This is a genomic window from Herbidospora sp. RD11066 (genome assembly GCF_054661255.1).
Genome location: NZ_BAAGDO010000015.1, coordinates 1 through 23595 on the forward strand (window position 1 = coordinate 1; position 23595 = coordinate 23595).

22 protein-coding genes are annotated in these 23595 nt (G+C 71.8%); 10 read left to right on the forward strand and 12 right to left on the reverse strand.

Going from position 1 to position 23595, the window contains the following annotated elements; all coding sequences use genetic code 11:
- Positions 1 to 78 precede the first annotated feature (78 nt).
- The gene (locus tag ACYQ78_RS36970) at positions 79 to 1002 is read right to left on the reverse strand and encodes a DUF2332 domain-containing protein (RefSeq protein ID WP_459805643.1); all 924 of its coding nucleotides are present in this window, start codon (positions 1000 to 1002) and stop codon (positions 79 to 81) included.
- Positions 1003 to 1033: 31 nt separating this feature from the next.
- Between ACYQ78_RS36970 and ACYQ78_RS36975 the strand changes: the two genes are divergently transcribed.
- Genes ACYQ78_RS36975 through ACYQ78_RS36985 form a run of 3 tightly spaced genes read left to right on the forward strand, consistent with a single transcriptional unit; the run spans position 1034 to position 3442 of the window.
- Entirely contained in the window at positions 1034 to 1726 is a 693-nt protein-coding gene (locus ACYQ78_RS36975) for a hypothetical protein (protein ID WP_459805644.1), read from the forward strand.
- A 5-nt stretch (positions 1727 to 1731) separates the two neighbouring features.
- The gene (locus ACYQ78_RS36980; protein WP_459805645.1) at positions 1732 to 2385 is read left to right on the forward strand and encodes an alpha/beta fold hydrolase; all 654 of its coding nucleotides are present in this window, start codon (positions 1732 to 1734) and stop codon (positions 2383 to 2385) included.
- A 22-nt stretch (positions 2386 to 2407) separates the two neighbouring features.
- Complete coding sequence (locus ACYQ78_RS36985) at positions 2408 to 3442, forward strand: macro domain-containing protein (protein ID WP_459805646.1); 1035 nt, start codon at positions 2408 to 2410, stop codon at positions 3440 to 3442.
- Here ACYQ78_RS36985 and ACYQ78_RS36990 read toward each other — a convergent pair.
- A complete protein-coding gene (locus ACYQ78_RS36990) occupies positions 3387 to 4349 on the reverse strand; it encodes a hypothetical protein (protein ID WP_459805647.1) in 963 nt (320 codons plus the stop codon). The genes ACYQ78_RS36985 and ACYQ78_RS36990 overlap by 56 nt on opposite strands.
- Positions 4346 to 5029, reverse strand: a complete 684-nt coding sequence (locus ACYQ78_RS36995; RefSeq protein ID WP_459805648.1) for a TauD/TfdA family dioxygenase — start codon at positions 5027 to 5029, stop codon at positions 4346 to 4348. Before ACYQ78_RS36995 ends, ACYQ78_RS36990 begins: the two co-directional genes overlap by 4 nt.
- A 196-nt stretch (positions 5030 to 5225) precedes the next feature.
- Here ACYQ78_RS36995 and ACYQ78_RS37000 point away from each other — a divergent pair, with 196 nt between their 5' ends.
- The 3 genes from ACYQ78_RS37000 to ACYQ78_RS37010 all read left to right on the forward strand — a co-directional run bounded on the left by ACYQ78_RS37000 (position 5226) and on the right by ACYQ78_RS37010 (position 8632).
- A complete protein-coding gene (locus ACYQ78_RS37000; protein ID WP_459805649.1) occupies positions 5226 to 7307 on the forward strand; it encodes a hypothetical protein in 2082 nt (693 codons plus the stop codon).
- Positions 7308 to 7508: 201 nt separating this feature from the next.
- Complete coding sequence (locus ACYQ78_RS37005; RefSeq protein ID WP_459805650.1) at positions 7509 to 8243, forward strand: ABC transporter permease; 735 nt, start codon at positions 7509 to 7511, stop codon at positions 8241 to 8243.
- Positions 8244 to 8326: 83 nt separating this feature from the next.
- Positions 8327 to 8632, forward strand: a complete 306-nt coding sequence (locus tag ACYQ78_RS37010; RefSeq protein WP_459805651.1) for a hypothetical protein — start codon at positions 8327 to 8329, stop codon at positions 8630 to 8632.
- A gap of 62 nt (positions 8633 to 8694) precedes the next feature.
- On the opposite strand, the gene ACYQ78_RS37015 is transcribed toward ACYQ78_RS37010, so the two are convergent.
- From ACYQ78_RS37015 to ACYQ78_RS37025, 3 genes are all read right to left on the reverse strand, one after another.
- Positions 8695 to 9657, reverse strand: a complete 963-nt coding sequence (locus tag ACYQ78_RS37015) for an adenylate/guanylate cyclase domain-containing protein (RefSeq protein WP_459805652.1) — start codon at positions 9655 to 9657, stop codon at positions 8695 to 8697.
- Between the two features lie 72 nt (positions 9658 to 9729).
- Positions 9730 to 10521, reverse strand: a complete 792-nt coding sequence (locus tag ACYQ78_RS37020) for an SAM-dependent methyltransferase (RefSeq protein WP_459805653.1) — start codon at positions 10519 to 10521, stop codon at positions 9730 to 9732.
- Positions 10522 to 10633: 112 nt separating this feature from the next.
- Positions 10634 to 12766, reverse strand: a complete 2133-nt coding sequence (locus tag ACYQ78_RS37025) for a terpene synthase family protein (RefSeq protein WP_459805654.1) — start codon at positions 12764 to 12766, stop codon at positions 10634 to 10636.
- A 152-nt stretch (positions 12767 to 12918) separates the two neighbouring features.
- On the opposite strand from ACYQ78_RS37025, the gene ACYQ78_RS37030 reads away from it, so the two are divergent.
- Both ACYQ78_RS37030 and ACYQ78_RS37035 read left to right on the forward strand, forming a co-directional pair.
- On the forward strand, positions 12919 to 13578 hold the full coding sequence (locus ACYQ78_RS37030; RefSeq protein WP_459805655.1) for a response regulator: 660 nt from the start codon (positions 12919 to 12921) through the stop codon (positions 13576 to 13578).
- Entirely contained in the window at positions 13575 to 14642 is a 1068-nt protein-coding gene (locus ACYQ78_RS37035) for a sensor histidine kinase (protein ID WP_459805656.1), read from the forward strand. The genes ACYQ78_RS37030 and ACYQ78_RS37035 overlap by 4 nt, the downstream gene beginning before the upstream one ends.
- Here ACYQ78_RS37035 and ACYQ78_RS37040 read toward each other — a convergent pair.
- The 4 genes from ACYQ78_RS37040 to ACYQ78_RS37055 all read right to left on the reverse strand — a co-directional run bounded on the left by ACYQ78_RS37040 (position 14612) and on the right by ACYQ78_RS37055 (position 20159).
- Positions 14612 to 15271 (reverse strand): hypothetical protein, encoded by a 660-nt coding sequence (locus ACYQ78_RS37040; protein ID WP_459805657.1) that lies wholly within the window; start codon positions 15269 to 15271, stop codon positions 14612 to 14614. The two genes, ACYQ78_RS37035 and ACYQ78_RS37040, sit on opposite strands and share 31 nt — an antisense overlap.
- Before the next feature lie 347 nt (positions 15272 to 15618).
- Entirely contained in the window at positions 15619 to 18264 is a 2646-nt protein-coding gene (locus ACYQ78_RS37045; RefSeq protein WP_459805658.1) for a hypothetical protein, read from the reverse strand.
- On the reverse strand, positions 18261 to 19595 hold the full coding sequence (locus ACYQ78_RS37050) for an SWIM zinc finger family protein (RefSeq protein ID WP_459805659.1): 1335 nt from the start codon (positions 19593 to 19595) through the stop codon (positions 18261 to 18263). The genes ACYQ78_RS37045 and ACYQ78_RS37050 overlap by 4 nt, the downstream gene beginning before the upstream one ends.
- Before the next feature lie 165 nt (positions 19596 to 19760).
- Entirely contained in the window at positions 19761 to 20159 is a 399-nt protein-coding gene (locus ACYQ78_RS37055; RefSeq protein WP_459805660.1) for a hypothetical protein, read from the reverse strand.
- A gap of 82 nt (positions 20160 to 20241) precedes the next feature.
- Here ACYQ78_RS37055 and ACYQ78_RS37060 point away from each other — a divergent pair, with 82 nt between their 5' ends.
- Positions 20242 to 21354, forward strand: coding sequence for a serine hydrolase domain-containing protein (locus tag ACYQ78_RS37060; protein WP_459805661.1), 1113 nt, complete (start codon positions 20242 to 20244; stop codon positions 21352 to 21354).
- A 54-nt stretch (positions 21355 to 21408) separates the two neighbouring features.
- The gene (locus tag ACYQ78_RS37065; RefSeq protein ID WP_459805662.1) at positions 21409 to 22236 is read left to right on the forward strand and encodes a metallophosphoesterase family protein; all 828 of its coding nucleotides are present in this window, start codon (positions 21409 to 21411) and stop codon (positions 22234 to 22236) included.
- A 36-nt stretch (positions 22237 to 22272) separates the two neighbouring features.
- On the opposite strand, the gene ACYQ78_RS37070 is transcribed toward ACYQ78_RS37065, so the two are convergent.
- A complete protein-coding gene (locus tag ACYQ78_RS37070; protein WP_459805663.1) occupies positions 22273 to 23004 on the reverse strand; it encodes a DsbA family protein in 732 nt (243 codons plus the stop codon).
- Positions 23005 to 23110: 106 nt separating this feature from the next.
- Complete coding sequence (locus tag ACYQ78_RS37075; RefSeq protein ID WP_459805664.1) at positions 23111 to 23434, reverse strand: hypothetical protein; 324 nt, start codon at positions 23432 to 23434, stop codon at positions 23111 to 23113.
- Between the last annotated feature and the right edge of the window lie 161 nt (positions 23435 to 23595).

Below are 23595 nucleotides of genomic sequence, written 5' to 3' on the forward strand. Positions count from 1 at the left end.
ACACCCGACGACGTCACAGCGCACTCGACGGTCATCCACCGATCAGCCGCCTGTCACCAACGTCGTGACCGAGTACACCTAGAGCCAGCGCAGCCAGGAACCATGGGGGTCGGTGAGCGCCTTCGGGACGCCGTCGAGCGCGGTGACGAAGGTCAGCCGGTCGGGGTCGGGGATCCGGAACCGCGGCAGGCGCGGGGTGCCCTCGTTGGAGATCCACCGGACGCCGAGGCCCGTGACGAGGTCGACGAACCGGTCACGGGCCTCCGGGGTCAGGTACGGCAGCATCGCCGAGTGGTAGACGACGACGGTGCCGTGGTTCCGCGCCTCCTCGACCAGCGCGGGCAGGGCCTCGGTGGCGTCGCCCTCGACCAGGCGGGGCGGCCGCTCGGCGGCGATCGCCAGGGCGGTGCGGAGGCGGTCGCGGCGGGTGTCCTCGCCGGGCCAGACGAGGCATTCGAGCCAGCGGCGTTCGGCGGGGTCGGTGACGTCGATGGGGGCCAGGTCGACGCCCGCCCGCCAGGCGACGTCGGGGACCTTGTCGGGGATGGGCGGATCGCCCTCGGTCGCGCAGGTCAGCGTCAGGGGTCCGGGGCCGAAGGGGTCCCGGTCGTCGTAGGCGTAGCGGTAGCGGTCGGGCTGGAGGCAGAGACCCGCCGAGGCGCCGACCTCGATGAGGGCGAGCGGGCCCTCGATCAGGCCGAAGACGGGTAGGAGGCTGGCGCAGCGGGCGGCCTCGTTGGTCTGGGTACGGCGGGCTTCGACGGTCTTCATGACCTGAGGCCAGTTGGCTTTGGCCCACGTGCGGAAGCCGTCTTCTTCTGTGGCCGGGCCGCCCTCGTAGCGGACCGAGGCCAGGAGGAGGTTGGGCTGGCGTTTGTCCGGGGGCAACGCGTCGATGAGGGCGATCAGGTCGGCATCGGCGGCGATGGCGGCGGCGAGTTCCCGGTAGGCACCCCGGGCTTCACGGGTGCCGAACACGCGGTAGACGTCGGCGGTGTCCATGCCCTGATCCTCTCGTGGTTGAGTGGAGGCCGTGGAGATCGTCATCGGTGCCCGGTACAACGGGCCGCCCACCTCGGCCAACGGTGGATATTTCAGCGGACTGGCCGCCGCGTTCGTCGACGGCCCGGCTCGGGTGCTGCTCCGTACACCGCCGCCGCTGGAGACCCCCCTCGACGCCGCCCGCGACGGTGAGACCGTCAGGGTCACCCACGGCGGGGTGGTGGTGGGCGAGGCCGGGCCCTCCTCGGTCGACTTCCTCGATCCGCCGGTCCGGCCGACAATGGCCGAGGCGGTCGCGGCGCGGGAGCGGCATCCGTGGATCGGGGTCGACAACCTGCTGACCGGCTGTTTCGTCTGCGGGCACGACCGGGCCGACGGGCTCCGGGTCACCCCCGGGCCGGTGACCGGCGCCGAGATGGCCGCCTCGCCCTTCGAGCCCGACGCGACCGTCGCCGACGACGGGGTGGTGCGGCCGGAGATCGTCTGGGCGGCGCTCGACTGCGTGAGCTATCCGCCGTTCGCGCGGAGCACCGACGCCATCGCCCTGCTGGGCACCTTCGAGGCCGAGATCGGGCGGGCGGTCGAGGCCGGGGAACGGCTGGTCGCGGTGGGGTGGCCGCTGGAGTCGTCCGGGCGCAAGCTGTTCAGCGCCTCGGCGCTGCTGGCCGGTGACGAGGTCGTCGCCCGCGCCCGCGCCACCTGGATCGCCCTGCCCGTAGCCTGACCCTCATGGATGTCGTACCCCTTGCGTGGAAAGAAGGCGGATCGCCGGGAGACGTCCCGGTCGTCCTGTTGCACGGCCTGACGGGCAGTTCGTCGACCTGGGACCGGATCGCCCCGCCCCTCGGGCGCCACTGGATCGCCCCCGACCTGCGCGGCCACGGCGCCAGCCCCCGCCACGCCCACTACGGCCTGGAGGCGATGGCCGCCGACACCCTGGCGTTCCTCGACGCCCGGGGCCTCACCCAGATCGACCTGGTCGGCCACTCGATGGGCGGCAGGGTCGCCACGCTGGTCGCCCGCGACCGGCCGGGGCTGGTCCGGCGGCTGGTGCTGGAGGACTCGTTCCCGGCGGCCCGCGAACCGCAGGTCATCGAGCCCTACGAGGTGACCGGCGACGAGGACTACGATCCGTCCGTCGTCGACGTGATCCGGACCGACGTCCGGCGGATCGACCCGGTGTGGTGGGCCCGGCTGTCCGAGCTGACCATGCCGGTGCTGGTCGTCGGGGGCGGGCTGAGCGAGCTCGTGCCGCAGGAGGCGCTGGCGGAGTTCACCGAGGCGCTGCCCCACGGTCGGCGGGTGGTGCTGAAGACGGGTCACAGCGTCCACTCCGAGGACCCCGAGGGGTTCGTGAAAGAGGTCGCGGCTTTCCTCCGATGACCTCGGCGGCGTTAATTGGTTCATGGACGTACCGGAGCACGAGGATCTGGTTCGTGATCTGCTGACCCTCCGCGAGCGCGGACTGATCCGGTTACGGAGCGCCGACCTGCGCCACCTCCGGCGGGCCGCCGCTCTCCGTCATCCCGCCACCGATCCCGTCGCCGCCGTGGAGAAGACGCTGCGGGACGCCGTCGGGCGGCTCGGTGAGGGGACGCTCGGCTCTGGGGCCGCCTACACGTTCGGGCTCGTCCAGGGGACCCGCGACTGGCCGGCCGCCGCGCGGCGGAAACGGGCGGCCGACGTCTACCGGCTCAGCGTCGAGCGGTTCAGGAAGAACCAGGAGCGCGTGCTGCTGGGGCAGGTCGCCGACCAGATCATCGCGCTCTGCGGCGAGGGCGGGGAGGCCGCGCTGCCCCGGGTCGCCCTCGGGGCGCGCATCCCGATCGAGACGGACGGCGGGCGGGCGATCCTCCAGGTCCGGCCGATCGAGCTGATCTCGGGGGTGGACGTGCTGGTGAACCCCGAGAACGTCTATCTGGAGATGGCGCGGGTGTTCTCGCCCAGCGTGTCGGGGGCGATCAGGAAGGCGGGGTCACGGCGCGGGCCGGCCGGGGAGCTGCTCGACGACACCGTCCAGCGCGAGTTGCACGAGTGGATGGCCAAGCACCACCGCCCCGGGCTCACCGTCGCGCCGGGCACGGTCGTGCCCACCGGGCCGGGGTCGCTGGCGTTCAACGGGGTGCGGCGGATCTACCACGCGGCCGTCTCGGTACCCCGGCCCGGCACCGACGACCAGGACGTCACCCCGTCGACGATCATGCTGGCGGTGCACCGGGTGTTCGCGCTCGCGGAGGAGGAGCGGGTGGCGTACCGGCTGAAGACCATCTGTTTCCCGCTGATCGGGACCGGCCACGGCCGCATGGCGGTCCGGGCCGGGCTGCACTGGCTGTGGTCGGCGATCAGCGAGAACCTGGCGCGCAGCCGGGGCTGGGAGGTGCATCTCAGCGTGCCGGAACCGGAGAAGGCGGATATGGTGCTGCGCCAGCTGTCGCCCTGATCCACCGCGCCAGCAGCGGTTCCCGCAGTCGCTCCGGCACGCCCTCGGGGTCGCCGCCCAGCAGCCGGAGCGCCCCCGTGACGTAGGTCGCGGCGAGCGTGGGGAGGCGCTGGAGTTCGGGGTTGTCGGGGCCGTTCCCGGGGATGCGGGCGATCCGTTCGAGGACTCCGGCCTTGAGGACGCGGCGGACCGCCGGGTCGGGGGTCTCCGCCAGGGCCGTCAGCTCGACGCCCATCGCGTAGGTTTCGGCCGCGAGCAATCCCCGGCCGAATTCGATGTCGGCGGTGGTGACCGCCAGGTGGTCGAGGTGGGCCCCGTCGTGGATGCCGCGCCAGACCCGGCGGCGGATCTCCGGCGCGCGGTGGGTGTGGGCGACCAGGACGTTGACCGGGCCGCGCTCGCCCGGGAGCCGCATCCAGGTGCGCCAGGCCAGCCCGACGAACCGGGAGCCGTCGACGATCGTGACGTCGCGGGTGGCGCTGGGGCGGTACCGCTCGCCCCAGCGGAGATGGTCGCGCACGGGCCTGACCGGGCCGTCGCCGTCGGGGATCGTGGCGCACCAGCCGGCCAGCACCCGGCAGGCCTCCCGGGTCTCCTCGTCGGGACCGGCCACCGGCCCCGGGTCCTCCGACGACGGGTAGCCGCGCGGCACCCGGCCCGCCCTGGCCCGCAGGGCGCGCAGCCGGTCGGCGGCGGGGCCTCCCCTGCGGATGCGGGTGGCCAGGACGACCGTGTCGAGGCCGTCGAACGCCGCCGGGCCCAGGAGGGCGCAGCCGAGCGCGATCTCGGCCCAGCCCCTGACCGTCCAGGCGGCGTGCTCGGGTCCTGAGGCCGGGACGTCCCTGGCCGACATGGCGCGGCCCGCCGCCCACGCCCACATGCCCGACTCGCTCCGCGTCAGCGTCACCGCGACCACACCCGGACCCGCAGCATCAGCCGCTCGGGGTCGGCGAAGGCGGTGCGGCCGTGGAGGGTCCGGTGGTTGTCGAGCACGAGGACGTCACCGGGCGCGAGCCGCACCTCGGCGGGACCGGCCTCCGCCAGCACTTCGGTGAACGTCGCGGCGGCCGGATCGGAGCCCGGCACGAGGTTGTCCGGGCGCCAGCGCAGCGACGTCCCAGAAAGGACGGGGACCGGCGGAGAACCGCGCCGGGCCTTCTCCCCGCCGGAGAAGGCCGCCGGAGTGATCCACGACCACTGAGGGCGCCGCAGGGCCGCCTCCGTGGCGGCGGCGCCGGGATGGCGGCGCAGGGCCGTGACGGCCTCGTCGGCGGTCAGCAGCAAGGAGTGGCCGCCGTCGGCGGCGGGGCGGATCGCGAAGAGGCAGACCACGTCCTCGGGGTCGGGGTGGTACTGCGCGTCGGTGTGCAGCGGCACCGGGCCACTGCGCTGCGAGAACGTGCCGCCGAGTGGCCGGGGGCGCACCTCCCAGACGGCCCGGCCGCCGTCACGGGACGACGGGCGGCCGAACCGGGCCGCGAAGCCGAGCGCCTCGGCGTGGGTGGGCACGTCCCAGGGGCCCCGCAGGACCGCCCATCCCCGTGTGCCCGGTCCGATGTCGGCATGGGTCATTTCGGTCGCCCGCATTGGAAGCCCCCTGATCCGCCGGTGCGTGGTCCCTCCAGAGAAGCGGCATCCTTGGTGCGGTGGCGGGTCGTACCGTGGGCAAGACCGGGGCGTTTACGGGTTGACCCTTGCAAGAGTCAGCTCCTCTCACTAAGGTTCGCCCAACCTTAGTGAGATATATTCGCAAGTAATGAGCTCATATAGGGGGAACCAAGCGGTGCTAGCCCAGGAGCGAAGGCTCGCGGCGATCGCCGCGGCATCCGCCGCCGCCTTCCGGCACAGCGACTATCACCAGGTCCGCGCCGAAGACGTCGCCGAACGGGTCAGGCTGCCCCGGGGCGGCGAGAAGGACACGGGCCGCTCCGCCGTGTGGCTCTACAACGAGGTCCGCAGCCGCCGGGTCCTGGTCGCGCTCGCCGCCAAACACGCCTTCGACGAGTTCACCGGCGGCGAGAGCGCTCCCGAACCGGTCACCTCGATGATCGGCGCCGCCGAGTCGGTGGCCGCCGCGCTGCGCCGCATCGCCCGCTTCCACCAGGTCGAGCGCTTCCTGCTGGCCCAAGTCCGGCTGGGCATCGGCGACATCTCTACATCGGAGAAACGCCCCTCGGCGGCGCAGACCCCCCCGGTGTGGCTCACCGGCACCTACGGCTCGGCCGCCGCCGCGGGCTGGGAGGGCCGGGTGACGGCGTACGCCGAATATCTCGCGCCCCGCCTCGACCAGGCCGCCCGCGCGGTGGCCGTACCGCCCGAGAGCTGGGCGAAGGAGAGCGCGGAGCGGCTCTCCGAGCTGGCCTTCCGCGCCATGTCCGACGACGTCGACGCCCCCGCCGACCGTCAGGCCGAGGGCCTGGCGGCCTACTGGCTGGCCCGCGACCTCATCCCGCTGACCGGCGAGTGGGCCGACCGCCTCCACGCCGCCGAGCGCACGGCCGAGCTGATCGAGAAGATCGGCCCCAACGGCCGCTCGCGCGCCAACGCCCTGGTCGTGGTGTTCCAGGTGCTGCTGGAGAGCAGCCCTCTGCTGGCCCGCGCGGCCGAGGTCGGCGCCGAGCTGGTGCCGCTGCTGGCCGCCGCCCCCGCCGACGGCATGACGCTGTGCGACGTGACCTCGCGGCGCGGGCTGGCCCTGCTGCGCCTGGGCGACCTGGCGGCGGCGCGGGCCTGCTTCGAGGAGTCGCGCCGGATCGCCGAGAAGCTGCCCGACTCGGCCGACCCGCCGTCGCTGATCGCCCGCGCCGAGCACAACCTGGCCGAGCTCCTCATCGACGAGGGGCACCCCGATCGGGGCCGCCGCATCCTCGCCGACGTCGCCGCCCGCCGGGGCGCCGCCGTGCCGGCGACCGGCGCCGGGCCCGAGTGGCGCCGGCACACCCTGACCCGCCAGGCACTGGCCCGCGCGACCACCAGATCGGGACGGGTCGTCGAGGGCGTGCGCCTGGCCGAGGCGACGCTGGCCGACCGCGAAGACCGGCTCGGCCCCGACAACGTCAACACCGCCTCGGCCCGGCTCACCCTGGCCGAGGCGCTGCTGGCCGCCGCCCATCCGGCCCAGGCCCGCCACCACCTGACCGAGGCGATGCGCCTGCGCGCGCTCTACCTCCCGGGCGAGGGCTACTGGCCCCAATACGACCTGATGCGCCTGGCCGAGATCGAACTGCACGCCGGTTTCCCCGCGCAGGCGGTCCGCCTGCTCGACGACGCGACGGTCACCACGACCTGGTTCGCCGAGCGCGTCTCCCCCCGCCTCCACGAGGAGGCCGTGCTGGTGCGGTCGCTCGGCATGATCCACTCGGGCGAGGCGCTGACGGCGGCCAACGACCTGGCCGAGCTCCCCCAGACCCGCGCCGTCCTGCGCGCCCTGGCCGAGGCCCGGCTGACCGCCGGCGACCCGGCGTCGGCCGCCCGCATCCTCGACGACCTCGGCCCCGACGACTCCACGCCCGAGAGCGCCGAGACCCAGCTGCTCCGCGCCCGCGTCTTCGGAGTCCTGGGCCGTGAGGCCGCCGCCGAGGAGGCGTGCCAGGCGGTGCTGGCGATGGGCGGCACCGAGATCGACACCACCCACCCAACAGTGCTGGGTGCCCGTCTGGGCCTCGCGCTCCAGCGGGTGCGCTCCGACCGGGCCGCCGAGGTGGGCGACCTGCTCGCCCCGCTCCTTGATCGCCGGGCCCTGGCCCACGGGAAGCCCGCCCTGGGTGACGGGCATCCGCTGCTGGCGGAGGCCATGGCCCTCGCCGCCCGCGCCGGGTCCCCGCCGGCCCGCGCGCCGGAAGATCAACTGTGGGAGACCTTCTGATTTGAGTCAGCTACAGTCCGAAATGTTGAGCTGACCAAGGCGGAGCGCTCCCAAGAACCCCGATAGAGACGATCACCGACCGAATCCGGCCACGGGAACGACCGGATCCGTCGGGTGACTCTTCGTGGCTCCGTCTCTGACCCGAGCTTGTCGGACCAAACCGGTTCATAACACGCATTGCTGTCCGAAATACTGCTAGGCGTGGAATCCTCCTCCCTGATCTCGCTGACCCCGGCACTGCCGGTCGCCCTGGTGCTGATGGTCGCGGGTGGGGCGGCGGTGGCGGCGGCCGGAGGGCTGGGGCACGGCTGGGCGGTCGTGCGGGCCTGCCTGCGGGGGGTGGTGCAGCTCGCCGTCGTCTCGCTGGTGATCGCGTGGGTGGTCGCCAACGGGCTCGCCGTCGCCGGGTTCATTCTGGTCATGTACGTCTTCGCCACCCACACCGCCGCCCGCCGCATCGGCACCTACTGGGCCTGGCTCCCCATCGCGGCGGGGAGCGTCCCGATCCTGGGCGTCCTCACCGCGACCGGCGTGGTCAGCCTCGACGGCATCGTGATCATCCCCGTCGCGGGGATCGTCTTCGGCGGCTGCCTGATCGCCACCGCCCTGGCCGGTCGGCGGGCCACCGACGAGCTCACCACCCGGCACGGCGAGGTGGAGGCCGCGATGTCGCTGGGCTTCACCCCGAGGGAGGCCCGGCTGGAGATCTGCCGCCCGGCCGCCGCCCAGGCGCTCGTCCCCGCCCTCGACCAGACCAGGACGGTCGGGCTGGTCACCCTCCCCGGCGCCTTCGTCGGCATGCTCATCGGGGGCGCCTCCCCGGTGGAGGCGGGGATCGTCCAGCTCGTGGTGCTGGTGGCGCTGCTGTCGGCGGAGGCCTTCGCGGTCGTCGTCACCGTCGAACTGGCGGCCCGAGGGCGGCTGATCCGGCCGTAAAGTTCTGCCCCATATCGTGATATGTCCCGAATTTGGGATCTTCGGAGCGGGCACGCCCATCCCGAACCGAAGGGGGTACACCAATGATCAAGAAGCTGCACAACATGGGCCTCAGGTCCTCGCACATGTACACCGCGGCCATGGCGTCGATCGGACTGTCCTTCTGCACGTGGATGGTCTCGCGGTCGATGGAGAGCGCCGGAATCGACCGGGCCGACCGGTGGGGGATCTTCATCGGCCAGTGGGCACCGACGCTCATGGCCATGGGCGTGGCGCTCCGCGTCGAGGAGACCCACATGACCGACGACGAGATGCGGAAGATGGACTCCGACATGGAGATGGGCACCCGCACGTCGGGCAACTCCCGGGTCCACGCTCCCGCGAGGTAGATCCAGGACCCACCCCAGGAGACCCCTGGGGCCGCCCCGGACCGCATCCGACCGGGGCGGCTTCAGGCACGCGTGACGACGTACGGCACCAGCTGACCCACACCCCGCACGACCTGCCGGTTCTCCGCGTGGAGCCCGAACCGGGGATGGTCCTCCAGCTCCCCCGCGATGGCCGGATCGGCCAGCACTCCGTTGGCGGGGGCCAGCGAGGTCAGCCGGGAGGCCAGGTTGACGGTCGTGCCGAAGACGTCGCCCATGCGGCCGATCACCGGGCCGATCGCCAGGCCCACCCGCAGTTCGGGCATCCCCTTCACCCGGGCGTGCGCCTGGATGAGGGAGAGCGCGATGTCGGCGGCCCGCGCGGCCGAGTCGCTGACCCACAGCACCGAGTCGCCCAGCGTCTTGATCATGCGTCCGCCGGACGACGCCACGATGTCGGCCGAGCGGCTCTCGAAGCGCTCCACCAGCCGGGCCAGCTCGGTCTCGGAGATCTGCCTGCTCAGCCGGGTGAACCCGACCAGGTCGGCGAAGCCGACGGCCATGCGGGCCGACGCGGTCTCCTGGTCGACGATGCGGCCGGCCGAGGCGGCGAGGTGGCGGCGCCAGGCGTACACGAGGAGGCGTTCCAGGTCCGGGACGACCCGGTCGGCGCGGCGCTGCCAGGCGATGCTGCGGCTGGCGAGCGGGACCCCGGCGAGGTCGAGCGTCTCGGCGCCGAGTTCGGCCTGCGACTCGGCCAGCCGGGCGGAGGCACGGCCGAGCGAGCGGGCCATCAGCATGATGTGCTCGTCGTCGTAGGTGCCGTCGGCGAGCAGGCCCATGAGGGTGCGCAGCGCCTCGATGTCGGCGTCGGTGAACTCGATCGCGTCGTCGGCGACGTTCGCGAAGCCGAGCGCGCGCCAGAAGCGGCGGGCCCGGTGGAACGGCACTCCCGCCATGTTCGCTACCTGGTGGCTGGTGTAGCGACGTTGCTGCCGGAGGAACGCCTCCGTCAGCCCGTCGACCCGAGGGTCGTCAATCGTCATGCAAAAACGGCGCCCGTCAGTGGGGGAAAAGTCTTGCCACCAGCCACTTTATCCGGCTATTTGGTCAAATGTTCAGGGTTTGCGTGCCAGTCCGCCGTACTGACAGACGTCCCGGCCGGTGTAGTCGGTGAGCTCGTCAGGACGCCAGGCGGGCAGCGAGACCACTCCGGGGTCGAGCAGGTCGAGCCCGTCGAAGAAACGGGCCTGTTCGGCGGGCTCGCGCAGCACGATCGGGGTGCCGCCCTGGGCGTGCCAGATCTCGACCGCCTGGTCCATCGCCACGCTGGGCGTGCTGCACGCGACCCCCAGGTAGCTGCCCGGCGCGAGGGCGTCTACCAGGGCGTTCACGGCGTCGATCGCGAGGGTGTCGTCGACGACGAAATCGATCACCCCCATCAGCATCAGCGCGACCGGCCGGGTGAAGTCGAGGGTGTCGGAGGCGGCCTGGATGATCAGCTCGGGATCGCGCAGGTCGGCGTCGAGGTAGTCGGTGGCGCCCTCGGGGGTGCTCTCCAGGAGCGCGCGGGCGTGCACCAGCACGATGGGGTCGTTGTCGACGTACACGATCCTGGAGGCCGGGTTGACCTTCTGGGCCACCAGATGGGTGTTGCCCTCGGTGGGGATGCCGGTGCCGATGTCGAGGAACTGGTCGACGCCGAGGTCGCCGGCCAGCAGGGTGACCGCCCGGCCGATGAACTGCCGCTCGGCCCTGGCGATGATCGGCAGCTCGGGGCAGACGGCCCTGATCTGGTCGCCGACCTCACGGTCGGGGGCGAAGTTCTCGGTGCCGCCGAGCCAGTAGTCCCAGACCCGCCCGGGGTGGGGCAGGGAGGTGTCGAGGCGCTGGCGTGGTGTGCCTGCCATCCTTCTCCCTCTTTCGAACACCCTCTCCGGCCAACCTAGCCGCAGCGTCCTTTACCCGCGGCGAAGCGGAGCCCGTGAACTGGTCACGAACTCCGCTCACGGCGGGAAAGCCCTAGCGGGGGCGGACCGCCGAGGTGCCCAGGCCCGAGGGGAGCAGCCGCAGCCGGGGCGGCGGCGTGAGGGAGTCGCCGCGCAGCCGGAGCAGTTCGGGCTCGGTGTAGCGGACGCAGCGGCGGTGCCACTCCATGATCCCGGCCATCCAGTCCTTGAGCATGGCCGCGTGCCGCTCCAGCACCCGGCCGACCCCCGGATCGCCGGCCCTGGCGATCAGCGCCGGGAGGCCGTGGGCCAGGATGTGCTCGAACTGGCGCATCCGCTCGTTCATCAGGTCGAGCACGATGGCGCGGGCGGTGACCCGGTCGACGTCGAGGAAGTTCTCCACGACGAGGACCATGTTGTGGATCTCGCCCTCGAACTCGATCTCCTTCTGGTAGGAGAACAGGTCGTTGGTGAAGCAGGCGTAATCCTGCGCCGCGGTCTCCAGTTCCCGCATGACGCGGGTCTGGTAGATCTCGTCCTGTACGACCTCGGCCGCCGCCAGCCGGGCCAGGCTGGCCGTCATGTCGGAGCCGAAGGTCCGGCGCCGCATCTCGATGTAGTCGATCGGGTCGGGGATCCGGTTGGCCGCCTGGTTCTCCAGCTCCCACACCCAGCTGTCGAGCATGTCCTCGACCGCGACCCGGAACCCGGCCCGCGCCCGTTCGGGCAGGTTCCCGGCGGTACGCCGCCACAGATCGGCCAGCCCCCGCTCCATCGGCTCGACGGGCTCCGGCGGCGTGTCGCCCATGAGCGCCTTGAGCCGCGCGTTGAGCGCCTTGGCCCGGCCGATATCGCGGAGGACCGGGTAGTAGTCGTCGCCGTAGGTGCCCCAGCTCAGCCAGTCGGTGGCCAGGCAGACCTCGTCGAGGGAACCCTCGGCGTTGATCATCGCGGCGCAGTGGGCCAGGTCGATGCCGGTGAAGCGGGGTTCGTCCCAGATCACCCCGTCGAGGAGGCCCGTCTCCCGCGCCCAGCCGACCGAGGAGCGGCGGGCGGCGTCGAGGTGAGGGCTCATCCGGATCGGGTAGGGCAGGTGGGCCTCCGGCACCGGCTGCGGCCCGACCCGCTCGAACGGCACGTGAGAGTGCTGCCGCACCCGCTTCTCCGTGCCGATCTTCAGCGTGGACATGCCCAGCGCTCTGGGCTGGGAGACCAGGCCCTCGTTCATGTAGCGGCTGGAGCGCAGGTGCCACTCATGGCCGCCCGACTGCCAATCTTGCAGGCCCTTGGTGTAGAGGGCGACGGCGGCCTGCTCATGAGGTGGCACGGCCCGCTCGGCCAGCAGCGCCGGGACCTCGGTCAGCGCGGTCGTCTCGAACTGCTGCAACCGGGAGGTCAGCAGGTCGTTGACGCGCTCGGCGGCCTCCTGGGTGGGGATGCCGAGGAACCGTTCCAGCACCAGCACGGCGTTGGAGTTCTCCCCCTCCTCGGCCACCTCGCGCTGGTAGGAGAACAGGTCGTTGCGCAGGTGGACGGCGTCGGAGAAGGTGTCGCGGAGCACCTGGAGCGGCCGGGTTTCGGCCAGGCCGGCGGGCACCTCGGCCCCGGCGGCGAACTCGACCAGGTTGGCCGACCAGGGGGCGCCGCCGACGCGCCGCCGCATCTGGACGTACTCGATGGGGTTGGCGACCCTCCCCCGGTCGATGTTCTCCAGCTCCCACATCGACTCGACCATCAGATTGTGCGTGGAGACGACGAACCGCTCGCGCCAGCCGTCGGACATGTGGGGGATCGTGCGCTCCCACAGGTCGCGCAGCCCGGCCTCGGCCGGGTTCTCCGGCTCGGGCGGGGTGTCGGTCATGAAGAGTTCGAGCCGGTCGAGGTAGTCCTGCGCGCCGGTGAAGTCGCGGGAGTGCTTGAACAGCTCCAGGAAGTGGTCGTCGAAGAAGAACACCCACACGTACCAGTCGGTGACCAGGTCGAGGGCCGGGCCGTCGCAGTCGGGGTGGGTGTACGCGCACATCAGCGCGTAGTCCATGCGGTCGAGCTCCTCGGCGGTCCACACGACGCCGCCCCCCGGCTTGGGGGCGTCGAGCATGCCCATCTCCTTCGCCCACGCCATCGTGTGGGTGTGGGAACGTTCCAGATGGGGGTTGAGCCGGGCGGGATACGGGACGTAGAAGTCGGGCATGGTGAAGGCCTTCAAGGGCGTCCTCTCCTCGGGGGCGGAACCGGTACTCGCCGTGACGACACTGGCACCCTCTGTGCGATCACCGCAAGTCCCTCACCCGTCACGATGAAGCGGCCTCCGCCTCGCGGCGGAGCCGTCACCTTTGTTCGGTTCTGTACGCTCCCCAGGTGACGATCAGGGTGCTCATCGCCGACGACCAGGCGATGATCCGTACGGGCCTGCGCCTGATGACCGAGACCGAACCCGGGGTCGACGTGGTCGGCGAGGCCGCCGACGGCCGCACGGCGGTCGAACTGAGCCGCTCCCTGCGGCCCGACGTCCTCCTCCTCGACATCGCGATGCCCGTCATGTCGGGCCTGGAGGCCGCCCGGCTCCTGCTGGCCGACGACGACGCGCCGCGCATCGTCATCCTGACGACGTTCGACACCGACGAGAACCTGCACGAGGCGCTGCGCCTGGGTGTGAGCGGCTACCTGCTGAAGTCGTCGCCGCCCGAGCAGCTCGTCGAGGCGATCAGGACCGCCGCCGACGGGGACAGCCTCATCGACCCCTCCGTCACGCTCCGGGTGATCGCCGCCTTCGCCTCCACCACGCGGCAGGCTCCCCCGCCCGAGCTCGGCACGCTGACCACCCGCGAGCGGGAGGTCCTCGCCGGTCTGGCCCGGGGACACTCGAACCGCGAGATCGCCGCGTCGCTGTTCGTCGGGGAGGCGACGGTACGCAGCCACGTCGCCCAGGTGCTGCGCAAACTGGGCCTGCGCGACCGGGTGCAGGCCGTCGTGTTCGCCTACGAGACCGGGCTGGTCCGGCCGGGGGACCTCCGATGAGATGGCTGCTGGCGGCGGCGGTGGTCGTGGCGGGGATGGTGGAGACGTTCGGCCGTCCGCAGGAGATCGCGCATCCGGCGCCGCTGGCCCTGGGGGTGGCGGCGGCCGGGGTGATCATGTTCTTCCGGTCGCGGTTCCCCGTGACCGGGCTGCTGGCGCTGACCGCGCTGGGGATCGTGGTGGTCCAGGGCGCCTACTACCCGGCCTGGCACTTCTACTCGACGCTGATCCTGGCGCACACGATCGGGTGGGCGTACGAGCTGCGCACCCGCGAGGGCCTGCTCGGCGTGGCGGTGGTGCTGGTGACGTGGGTCCACCTGAACACGCGCCAGTGGAGCGACCCCGCCGAGGTGCTCATCTCGGCCGTCTTCATCGGCGGCGCCTACCTGACCGGTGTGGCGCTGCGCCGCCAGATCGACCGCACCCGCCGCATGGCCGAGCACGCCGCCCGCCTGGAACTCGACCGCGAACGCGCGGTGGCCGAGGAACGCGCCCGGATCGCCCGGGAGCTGCACGACATCGTGGCCCACAACGTGAGCCTGATGACGCTCCACACGGGCGGGGTGCGGCGGCTGCTCGGCGCGGAGCGTCCCCGTGAGGTCGAGCTGCTGCACGGCGTGGAGAAGGCCGGGCGCGAGGCGATCGAGGAGCTGCGGCTGATGCTCGGCATGCTCCGCGAACCCGGCGAGACGACCCCGGTGGGCCACCTCGACGACCTGGTCGAGCAGGTCCGCACGGCGGGCCTCGACGTGGGCCTCACCCGGGTCGGCGACCCGCGCGACCTGCCTCCCGGGGTCGACCTGTCGGTCTACCGGATCGTCCAGGAGGCGCTGACGAACGTCCGCAGGCACGCGGCAGGTGCCACCCGCGCCGAGGTGACCCTGACCTACGACCCCGCCGCCTTCACCGTCTCGATCACCGACGACGGGACCGCGGCCGCCGCCGGTCCCGGCTCCGGCCACGGCCTGATCGGGATGCGCGAACGCGTGACCATGCACGGCGGCAGCCTGACGACCGGCGGCACCGGCGCGGGCTACCGGGTGGTGGCGAGGTTCCCGGCCTGACCGGCCCATTCGGCGTCGCTCATCCGGAGCATCCGGAGCCCGATGACGCCCGCGCCCGCGAGGTAGGCGAGCCCGCCGACGGCGGTTCCGATGGGGAAGATCGGCGCCCCGAGCATGCCGACCAGCAGGGCCGGGCCCGCCCACCAGGGGGCCTTCTTCCCGTACGCCATCACCAGCGCCAGCACCGTCACGAACAGCATCCCGAGGAAGCCGGGGATGCGGAACCCGAACTCGGCACCCGGGTCGCCGAGGGCCAGATCGGCCAGCGCCGACCCGGCCTCGGGCTCCATCGCCCGCTCCAGCCGCGAGTAGACGAAGTCGCCGAGCATCAGCGCCGAGAAGTTGATCACCCCGAGCACCGCGATCGCGCCGGTGACGTGGGCCGCGACGGGGGTCCGCTCTTTGGCCAGGTGCATCATGCCGAGAATTCCCGGTACGAGCACCACCCACGACCAGTGCAGCAACGAGGCGCTGATCGAGACCTGACCTGGGTTCGCGCCGTAGTAGCCGATGCCGCCACCGGCCCGGATGGCGGGATCGACGACCATCCCGGCGACGTAGAGGACGGGGACGACCAGGAGGCTGGTCCCGGCGGCGGTCCGGAAGAACCGGACGGGATCACGGAGCATGAGGGGCTACCTTCCAACGAATCCGAGCTTGACGTGCCGGAAGGCTAGGGACGGGGAACGCCCGCAGGCGTCCCCCGAGCAACGGAACCCCCATCCCCCGAAACGCTGAACCGAGGGAGCCGGGAACCCCACACGGCAGGCGGCCTTGGCGAGCGCGTGAAGACCACGGCGCGATCGGCGCCTCCCCTGTGAGCGATGCCGGAAGCGTTGCGGGTCGGAAACCTCAGGAGTTCTGCCCGACTTCGACCGCTTCGCGGATGGCCGGAGAGGAGGCGGGAGCCGTAAAGAAATATGGCGGTTCATACCGAAGACGGTGCCGGGCCCTGAAGCGGCCCGGCACCATGCGCCTACTCCGTGATGAGTTTGAGCAGGGTTCTGGCCTCCATGTTCACCCGGCTGGAACCCTTGCGCGCCGCGAGTTCGGCCAGGCCCGCGAGCTTGCCCTTCGCGCCGCAGACGCGGGCCGAGGCGACCGCCACGCCCAGCAGGTCGCCCAGGCCCGAGCGGGGTTTGGCGCCCTCCTCCGGCAGCAGGCCCGGCAGGGCGACCGACACGGCCTCCCAGATCTGGGCGTGGGCGCCCGCGTCGGCCGACTGGGCGAGAACCTCGGTGATGCGGTTGAGTTTGGTGACCTCGCCCGTGACCAGGCGGCGGATTGCGTCGCCGACGCCCTGGCCCGGGTAGTCGGGGCGGCCCGCCAGCGCCAGGAAGGCCTCGCCAGCGGCTGCGCGCTGGACGGCCCGCTGGTGGCCCATCGCGGCGACCACCGCCGCGGCGACCACCGGGCCGACGGGGCCGGGGCTGACCGCGAGCGGGATGACGGCCTCACCGGCCGGTTCGGTCTGGTCGGCCCAGTCGCAGATCCAGCGGAGCAGGTAGGCGGCCGTCGCCTCCGGGTGGTTGGGGAGGGCGCCGGGCCAGAGGTCGCGGGGGTGGATCCAGCGTTCGTAGTCGTCGGCGGGCGCGAGGCGGACCAGGGCGTCGATCTCCTCCGGGAGGCGGACGCCGGGGTCCATCGTGACGGCTGCGTTGCGCTCGGTGTAGCCGTGGTCCCGGTGGACGCGGACGGTCCACTCGATGACCGGGTCGGGGAGGCCGCCGCCGCGGATCCACCCGGCGAGCGCGCGGCCGCCGGTGCCGCCGATCTTCTCGGCGCGGTCGGCGACCGAGGCGTCGACCTCGCGGGGCAGCCGGAGCAGCGCCTGGGTCAGGTCGGCAGGCAGCGGCTCGCGGTCGCCGAGCGCCTCCAGCCGGGTCAGCAGGGTGTCGGGGTCGACGAGGTGGCCGGGCGACGTGGGGGTGGCGAGCAGTCCGGGGCGGGTGTCGCCCTCGGCCGTCATGCAGAGGATCTCCATGACGCGCTGGCTGAAGAGGCGGGCATGCGGGGGCTGCCGGCTCTTGTGGGGGTTGCGGGGCGGCAGCAGCATCTCCTTGAAGCGTTCGAGGAGGGAGCGCTCGGGGCCCAGGAGCGTGCGGGCGTGGCCGGTGAACTTCCGGTCGGCGTGCTCGCCGACCAGCGCGGCGGCCCAGAACAGCAGCCAGCCGTTGTCATCGGGGACGTAGCTGATGGTGCGGAAGAAGTCCCACGCGGTGGGCTCGAAGTCGGCCTTGAGGTCGGCGGCCATGGCGTCACGGTCGCGGTGGCTGAACTCCACGAGGGCGGCCATGATGCGCTCGAAGGCGTCCATGTCGTCGGTGCGCTGGACGTCCTTCAGCTCGACCACGAACTCGGGCACGTCGCGGATCGGCGGCTGGACGGGCGGCGCGCCCACCAGGGGAACACCGGTGAACACCTCGTCGTCGGCCGCCTCGACCTCGCCGAACACCGCCGCCAGCGGGGCGCGTTCGTCGGCGGGCAGCAGGGCGGCTCCTTCGGCGACGGCCGCCCGGGTGGTGGGGTCGGGGGCGCCGAGCTTGACCGCGAGGCGGACCGCGCGGAGGCGGGTCGCGGGGCTCTCGGAGGAGAACACGTCGACCAGGGCGAGCAGCGCGCCCTCGGCCCTGACGGGGTCGGCCCTGGTGGCCTTGAACGTCTCGGAGATCCACTTGAGCGCGGCGGTGACGTGGCGCTTCTCCGCGCGCAGCGCCAGCGCGCCGACGGCCTCGCCGAACAGCCCGGCGTCGAGCCCCCCGGCCAGGTCGAGCGCGCGCAGCTCCTCGAGGACGCGGTCGGCGACGTTGGCGGCCCCGGCGGGCAGGCAGCGGACGAGGTCGCGGGCGGGCATCTCGTCGAGCGCCGGGTCGAGCTTGCGGCGGAGTTCGACGAACAGCCCGGTGTTGACGGCGTCGCCGCCGATGAGGAACCGGCCGACCGTGCCGTCGAGGACCATGGCCCGGTCGAAGCGGCCCTTCGCGACCTCGGCGGCCAGGCGGTCGACGAACAGGTCGAAGCGGGTGGTGTCGAAGTTCTGCCGGAACGGCGCCGACGCCGCTTCGACCTCGAACAGGCGCGGCACCATCATCGCGGCCACGGGGTCGTTCTTCAGGTCGGGCTTGAGGTAGACGTGCCAGGCCCAGCAGGCGACGAAGGCGTCGCCCTCGGGCTCGACGCCGGTCTCCAGGACCATGGTCCGGGCCAGCGCGTAGCCGGGCGGGCCGTTGTCGCGGCGGCGCCACGACCAGTTGGCGTCGCGCGGCGGCTTGAGCGCGGCCACCAGCCGCTCGGTCAGGTCGGCGCGCCATTCGAGTGGACGTTCCCGCAGAGCCGCGGTGATGATCCGCGCGTCGGCCCAGGCGTCGTCGGGCTGGCGCAGCTCACGCCGGTTGAGCCAGGTGGCGACCTGCGCGGCACCGCCCTGGCAGAGCGCGCCCGCGAGCCGCAGCCCGGTGATCTCGTGGCCGTGGTCACTGGCCCAGCGCCACTCGGAGAACTTCCTGGCCCGCTCGGTCAGCGCGGCCAGCAGCTCCTTGCGCTCCGCCGGGTCGAGGGCGGCCACGGCGGCGGGGATGTCGCCGTGACGGCGCTTCGAGATCAGCTCGACGACGGCGTTCACGCGGACACCTCCACCTGGGACGCGACCTTCTGCGCGGCCAGCACGTGTTTGCACGGCCCCCGCGACCCCCGGTAGTCGATCCACCAGGGACAGGTGCAGGTGGGTTTCCCGTCGAGCCGGACCGTCTTCCCGTTGACCTGGGCGACCCCGGGCGCGGAGAAGTGGACGGCCCCCCGTTCGACCAGGTCGAGGGCCGACCTGAGTCGGGGGTTCATGGCCAGCACGCGTCCGGCGTCGTAGGGCAGTTCGCGGTGGAAGTGGGCGGCCTCGGCGACGTCGTAGCCGACCCGGCCGCCGGTCCCGAGGCGGGTGAGGGCGGCGCCGACGCGCGCCCGGGTCAGGCCCGACTGCTCGGCCAGCAGGTCGGCGTCGAGCCGGGGCTCGAAGCGCAGCAGCGCGCCCACGAGATCGGCGTCGTCCGCCACGGTGTCACCGGTCAGATCGTCGAGGACGGCCCCCTCGCCGGAGAATCCTCGACGCAGTTCGGGCGACAGGGTGAGCGTGAAGCGCATGCCGGGCAGCTCCAGCTCCCACGCCGACGCCATCGGCAGCCCGCCCTCGACCACGGGACCGTAGGCGCGCAGCGCGGTCGCGAACCGCAGCAGCGGAGCGAGCACGGCCAGCCGCTCGGGCCCGGCCAGGCAGACCGCGCCGGGCGCCGGACGCGCCGCCAGCCGCAGCGTCCGCCCCGCGGGCACCGCCCACAGCACCCCCTTCTTGGGCAGGTCGCGCACGAACTTCACCGCCTCGGCCCGCCCCAGCGACGCCCGCAGGTCGAACCCGGAGGCGATCACCTGGACCTCGGCGAACCCGCGCAGCCAGCGCTCGGGCAGCGGCACCTTCTTCTCGACCACGGCGCCGTCGAGCGTGGTCGCGACCACCTCGTCGTCGCCCACCGCCAGGTGGAGCGGATCGTTGCCGCCGACCCGGGCCAGCGCCTTGCGCAGCGGCACATTGACGTCGACGTTGGTGGTGCCGAGCTCGACCACGTCACCGTCGAGCGCCTCCTGGAGCACGTCGAGCCGCGCGTAGACGCCGCCGCAGGCGGAGAACGACTCGAACCGCAGCCGGTCGCCGTTGCAGGTCACCACGGGATCGCGCATGAACGTCACCGCGCGCACGTCGTAGTAGCGCGTCTTGGCCACGTCGGCGAGGCCGATCAGCGCGGCCGCGGCGGGCGCCGCACGGGTCAGCAGCCCGCTGAAGAAATGAGGCCGGGCGACCAGTCCGGACGAGGTGAGCCCACCGGAGGTGGACAGGCCCAGTAAGCCGGCGTCGAGGTCGAGTTCGGAGGCTCGCGAATAGGAGTACGCGATGTGCGCGTCAGACATGGGCGGGACTCTAACGGCGGAGACCGACATTCGGGGCAGAAGCGATTTTGCGCCACCGGGCAGAAGTTCTCAGGCGCTACGACGGCGCCTGCGAGCACGGATCCCGATCGCCGGCATGATCGTTAGCAGCTCACCGGAAGTGCGCGGTCGGCGTTGGTGGAGCGTTCAACGCTCGTTGATGGTCTGGTCGCCCCCGGCTTGATACACCCGGGCCGACCCCGACGCCTTCGCGTTCATCTGCACGTTGCGGGCCCCGTCACCGGTGGAGACGATCCCGCTGTTGTCCCCTCCGATGGCGACCGACCGCTCACCCGACGCCGTGACGTTTCGTTCGGCCTGCCGATCGCCGGGCTCCGCAGCCGCGACATCACTCGCATCGCCGCTTCGGCGGGAGAGCAGCCCGTAAAGCGCCACCCCCAGCCCGGCCAGTGCGACGAACACCCCGATCACGCTGGCCAGTTGGTCGGCCTCGGCCAACTCCACCTGGGAGAAATAGACACCCAGCCCGACCGCGGCGGCCACCGCTACCGCGATCCCACCCCGTATCAGCACACGCCTGCCCATAGTGGCCATCATTCGCCAACCACCAGGAGCACACAACGTGATCGGCGGATGACGTATCGGGTTCTGCGATAGACTCGAACACATGAGCGATCTTCAGGGGAAGGTGCAGGCCGCGATCGACGAACTCGTCGAGAAGGGCACCGAGCGAGGTGTCCAGGTGTCGGTCTACATCGGCGGGAAACCCGTGGTCGACGCCGTGGCCGGGGTGGCCGATCCGGCGACCGGCCGCGCGGTGACGTCCGCGACGCCGTTCTACAACTACTCGGTCGGCAAGGGCGCGACCTCCACCGTGCTCCACGTGCTGGCCGAGCGGGGTCTCGTCGGCTACGACACGCCGATCGCCGACGTCTGGCCCGAGTTCGCCGCCCACGGCAAGGAGAAGGCGACGGTCCGCATGGCGCTCAACCACTCGGTGGGCGTGCCGGGCATCCCTCTCAGCACGACCGAGGAGGATCTCTGCGACTGGGACGCCATGTGCGCGGCCATCGCGGCGGCCGAGCCCTGGTGGGAGCCGGGCACCCAGATCGGCTACCACGCCTACAGCTTCGGCTACATCGTGGGTGAGATCGTCCGGCGGGTGACCGGGAAGAAGATCTCCCAGGTGCTGCTGGAGGAGGTCGCGACCCCGCTCGGCGTCGCCGACGAGCTCTACTTCGGCATGCCCGCCGACCAGCAGCCCCGGCTGGCCGTCCTGGAAGACGCCCCCTCCGACATGCCGATGGAGATGCCCGCCGAACTGCCCGACCTGCCGATGTTCAAGGCCGGCCCGATGTCGCTGATGCCGACCGCCGCGCTGGGCAACCGTCCCGACATCCTCGCCGCCGACATCCCGGCCGGGGGCAAGATGACCGCCCGCGCGATGGCCCGGCTCTATTCGGCGCTGATGACCGAGGTCGACGGCGTGCGGCTGGTCTCGCCCGAACGGCTGGAGGAGATCTCGGCGATCTCGTGCGAGGGCACCGACGCGGTCTTCGGCAACCCGATGCGCTGGAGCCTCGGCTACGGCATCGGCCACCCGGGCGCTTTCGACGACCCTCACCCGACCACGTTCGGCGTCCCCGGCGCCGGGGGCGGCACGGCCTATGCCGACACCCGCACCGGTCTGGCCTTCGCCCTCACGAAGAACGTGCTGAGTGCCGACTTCACGACCGCCGCGGCGATCAGCGATCTGGTACGCCGTGACGTCGCCACGTGACGGCGAGCGGCTCGCAGGTGGATTTGGGCGTCCAGGTTGGAGAGACTGCCCGTTATGACATTTCTTCTGGCGATCAGCGATGTGCACGTCGGTTACCCCGAGAACCGGGGCATCGTCGAGCGCATCCGGCCCCGGTCGGAAACCGACTGGCTGCTGCTGCCCGGAGACGTGTCCGAGAAGGTCGCCGACTTCGAATGGGTGCTCGGCACGCTCGCGCGCCGCTTCGCCAAGGTCGTCTGGGCGCCCGGCAACCACGACCTGTGGACCCACCCGAGCGAGACCGTTCAGCTCCGGGGCGTGGAACGCTACGAACACCTCGTGAAGGTGGCCCGTGACCTGGGCGTCGTCACCCCCGAAGACCCCTACCCGACCTGGGAGGGCCCCGACGGCCCCGTGACGGTGGCCCCTCTCATGGTCCTGTACGACTACTCGTACAGAATGCCCGGCATCACGACCAAAGAGGCGGCCCTGAAGCTGGCCTACGACAAGGGCGTGGTCTGCACCGACGAGATGGTCCTGCACCCCGACCCCTACGACGGCATCGACGAGTGGTGCGCGGCCCGGGTCGAGGAGACCGAGCGCCGCCTGGCCGACCGCCCCGGCGGCCTCCCGACGGTACTGGTCAACCACTATCCGCTGGTCCGCGACCCCACGTTCGTGCTCCGCCACCCCGAGTTCGCCATCTGGTGCGGCACCGACCGCACCGCCGACTGGCACATCAGGTTCGGCGCGGTCGCGATGGTCTACGGCCACCTCCACATTCCCCGCACGACCTGGCACGACGGGGTGCGCTTCGAGGAGGTCTCCCTGGGCTACCCGAGAGAGTGGCGCCCGAGGGCGAAGACCCCCGGAGAACTCCGCCAGATCCTGCCCATCGCCTGACCCCGCCGGTCGGCCCCAGGGTGACCAGAAGCAGGGTCAGCCTGCGAGGGCTGCGTCGATGGCCGCTTTGAACTCTTCCTCGGACTGCGGGTGGATCTTCCTCTCGTTGAGGAAGAAGGTCGGGGTGCTGCTCACTCCCAGCGCTTCGCCGTCGGCCATGTCCTTCCTGACGCGCGTCAGGGTGGCGGGGTCGTCGTAGGACGTGTCCCATTGCGCCATGTCGAGGCCCATCTCCTCGGCGAACCCGCGGAACAGGGCGTCGGCCGGGACCTGCTTCTCGCCCCAGGTCTTCTGGGTCTCGTACATCTTCCTGTACATGTCGTCGAACCTGCCCTGCTGTGCCGACGCCTCGACCGCCCGCGCCGCGCGCTCGGCGTTGAAGTGGCCGGGGAGCGGGAAGTAGCGGGCGACGAAGGTGACCTTGCCGTCGTACTGCTCGCGCAGGCTCTCCACCAGCGGGAAGTACGCGGCGCAGGCCTCGCACTCGAAGTCGAGGAACTCGACCAGGGTCACCTTGCCGTCGGCGGCCGTCTGGAGCCGGTGACTGTCGGCCCGGACGTACTGGGTCTCCCCCGCCGTGAGCGTGGTGCCGGGATCGTTCGTCGCCCGGTTGATCAGCACGAACGCCACCGCGACGACGGCGAAGGCCGCGATGACCGCGAGCGTGGCCTTCACGTTGCGCCGGCGCGCCTCCCGCCGCCGGTTACGGGCGCGCATCGAGTCGATCTTCGCTCGCCGCGCCCTGGCCCGGACTTCTCTCGCCGCCACCGCAGTCCTCCCGCCGTCAATTTCTACCCAATGTAGAAGATGACGACGAGAACTTCTATGGACCATAGAAGCAAGGGTGGCGTCACTCCGCAAAGATCATCAGAGCCTAGCGGCGGACGACGACGTAGCCCGGATACAGCGCGCCTAATTCGGTCGGCTTCACGGAAGTTATGACGTCGTCCCGAACGAGGATTTCATACATCTCTTCGCTGGAATCCCCGCCACAGTCCGGGCAGCTTTCAAGAATGGCTTCCACTCTGACTTCCGCGAGGCCCGGTTCACCTTCCGGATCGTCGTCCCATCTGAGCCTGTCGTCGATTTCGTAGAAGCGCAACTCCAGGGCGCCATAGGTGAATTGCATCACCCGGAAACCCGCGCTCCCGCAGTGCTCGCAGGTGATCCGGACGGCGTTCCGGAGGACGTTGAACATTCCCATCACGGTCACCCCTCGACAAAAGCCCAGCTCAAGCCCTGACGTCCCAAAGAAAAGGGCTGTTTGTCCCGATACCGAGGGACGCCGCCTGATTCAGCATTGCAGAGGAAAGGCCGGGGATCCTCCCCAGGGCGGGTGCCCTGATGGGGAAGGTCCCC

Excerpts from the sequence above, each read along its gene's own strand:
- ACYQ78_RS36970 (WP_459805643.1), bottom strand. The coding sequence starts at position 1,002 with ATGGACACCGCCGACGTCTACCGCGTGTTCGGCACCCGTGAAGCCCGG.
- ACYQ78_RS36980 (WP_459805645.1), top strand. The coding sequence starts at position 1,732 with ATGGATGTCGTACCCCTTGCGTGGAAAGAAGGCGGATCGCCGGGAGAC.
- ACYQ78_RS36985 (WP_459805646.1), top strand. The coding sequence starts at position 2,408 with ATGGACGTACCGGAGCACGAGGATCTGGTTCGTGATCTGCTGACCCTC.
- ACYQ78_RS36995 (WP_459805648.1), bottom strand. The coding sequence starts at position 5,029 with ATGCGGGCGACCGAAATGACCCATGCCGACATCGGACCGGGCACACGG.
- ACYQ78_RS37010 (WP_459805651.1), top strand. The coding sequence starts at position 8,327 with ATGATCAAGAAGCTGCACAACATGGGCCTCAGGTCCTCGCACATGTAC.
- ACYQ78_RS37015 (WP_459805652.1), bottom strand. The coding sequence starts at position 9,657 with ATGACGATTGACGACCCTCGGGTCGACGGGCTGACGGAGGCGTTCCTC.
- ACYQ78_RS37020 (WP_459805653.1), bottom strand. The coding sequence starts at position 10,521 with ATGGCAGGCACACCACGCCAGCGCCTCGACACCTCCCTGCCCCACCCC.
- ACYQ78_RS37035 (WP_459805656.1), top strand. The coding sequence starts at position 13,575 with ATGAGATGGCTGCTGGCGGCGGCGGTGGTCGTGGCGGGGATGGTGGAG.
- ACYQ78_RS37040 (WP_459805657.1), bottom strand. The coding sequence starts at position 15,271 with ATGCTCCGTGATCCCGTCCGGTTCTTCCGGACCGCCGCCGGGACCAGC.
- ACYQ78_RS37050 (WP_459805659.1), bottom strand. The coding sequence starts at position 19,595 with ATGTCTGACGCGCACATCGCGTACTCCTATTCGCGAGCCTCCGAACTC.
- ACYQ78_RS37055 (WP_459805660.1), bottom strand. The coding sequence starts at position 20,159 with ATGGGCAGGCGTGTGCTGATACGGGGTGGGATCGCGGTAGCGGTGGCC.
- ACYQ78_RS37060 (WP_459805661.1), top strand. The coding sequence starts at position 20,242 with ATGAGCGATCTTCAGGGGAAGGTGCAGGCCGCGATCGACGAACTCGTC.
- ACYQ78_RS37065 (WP_459805662.1), top strand. The coding sequence starts at position 21,409 with ATGACATTTCTTCTGGCGATCAGCGATGTGCACGTCGGTTACCCCGAG.
- ACYQ78_RS37075 (WP_459805664.1), bottom strand. The coding sequence starts at position 23,434 with ATGTTCAACGTCCTCCGGAACGCCGTCCGGATCACCTGCGAGCACTGC.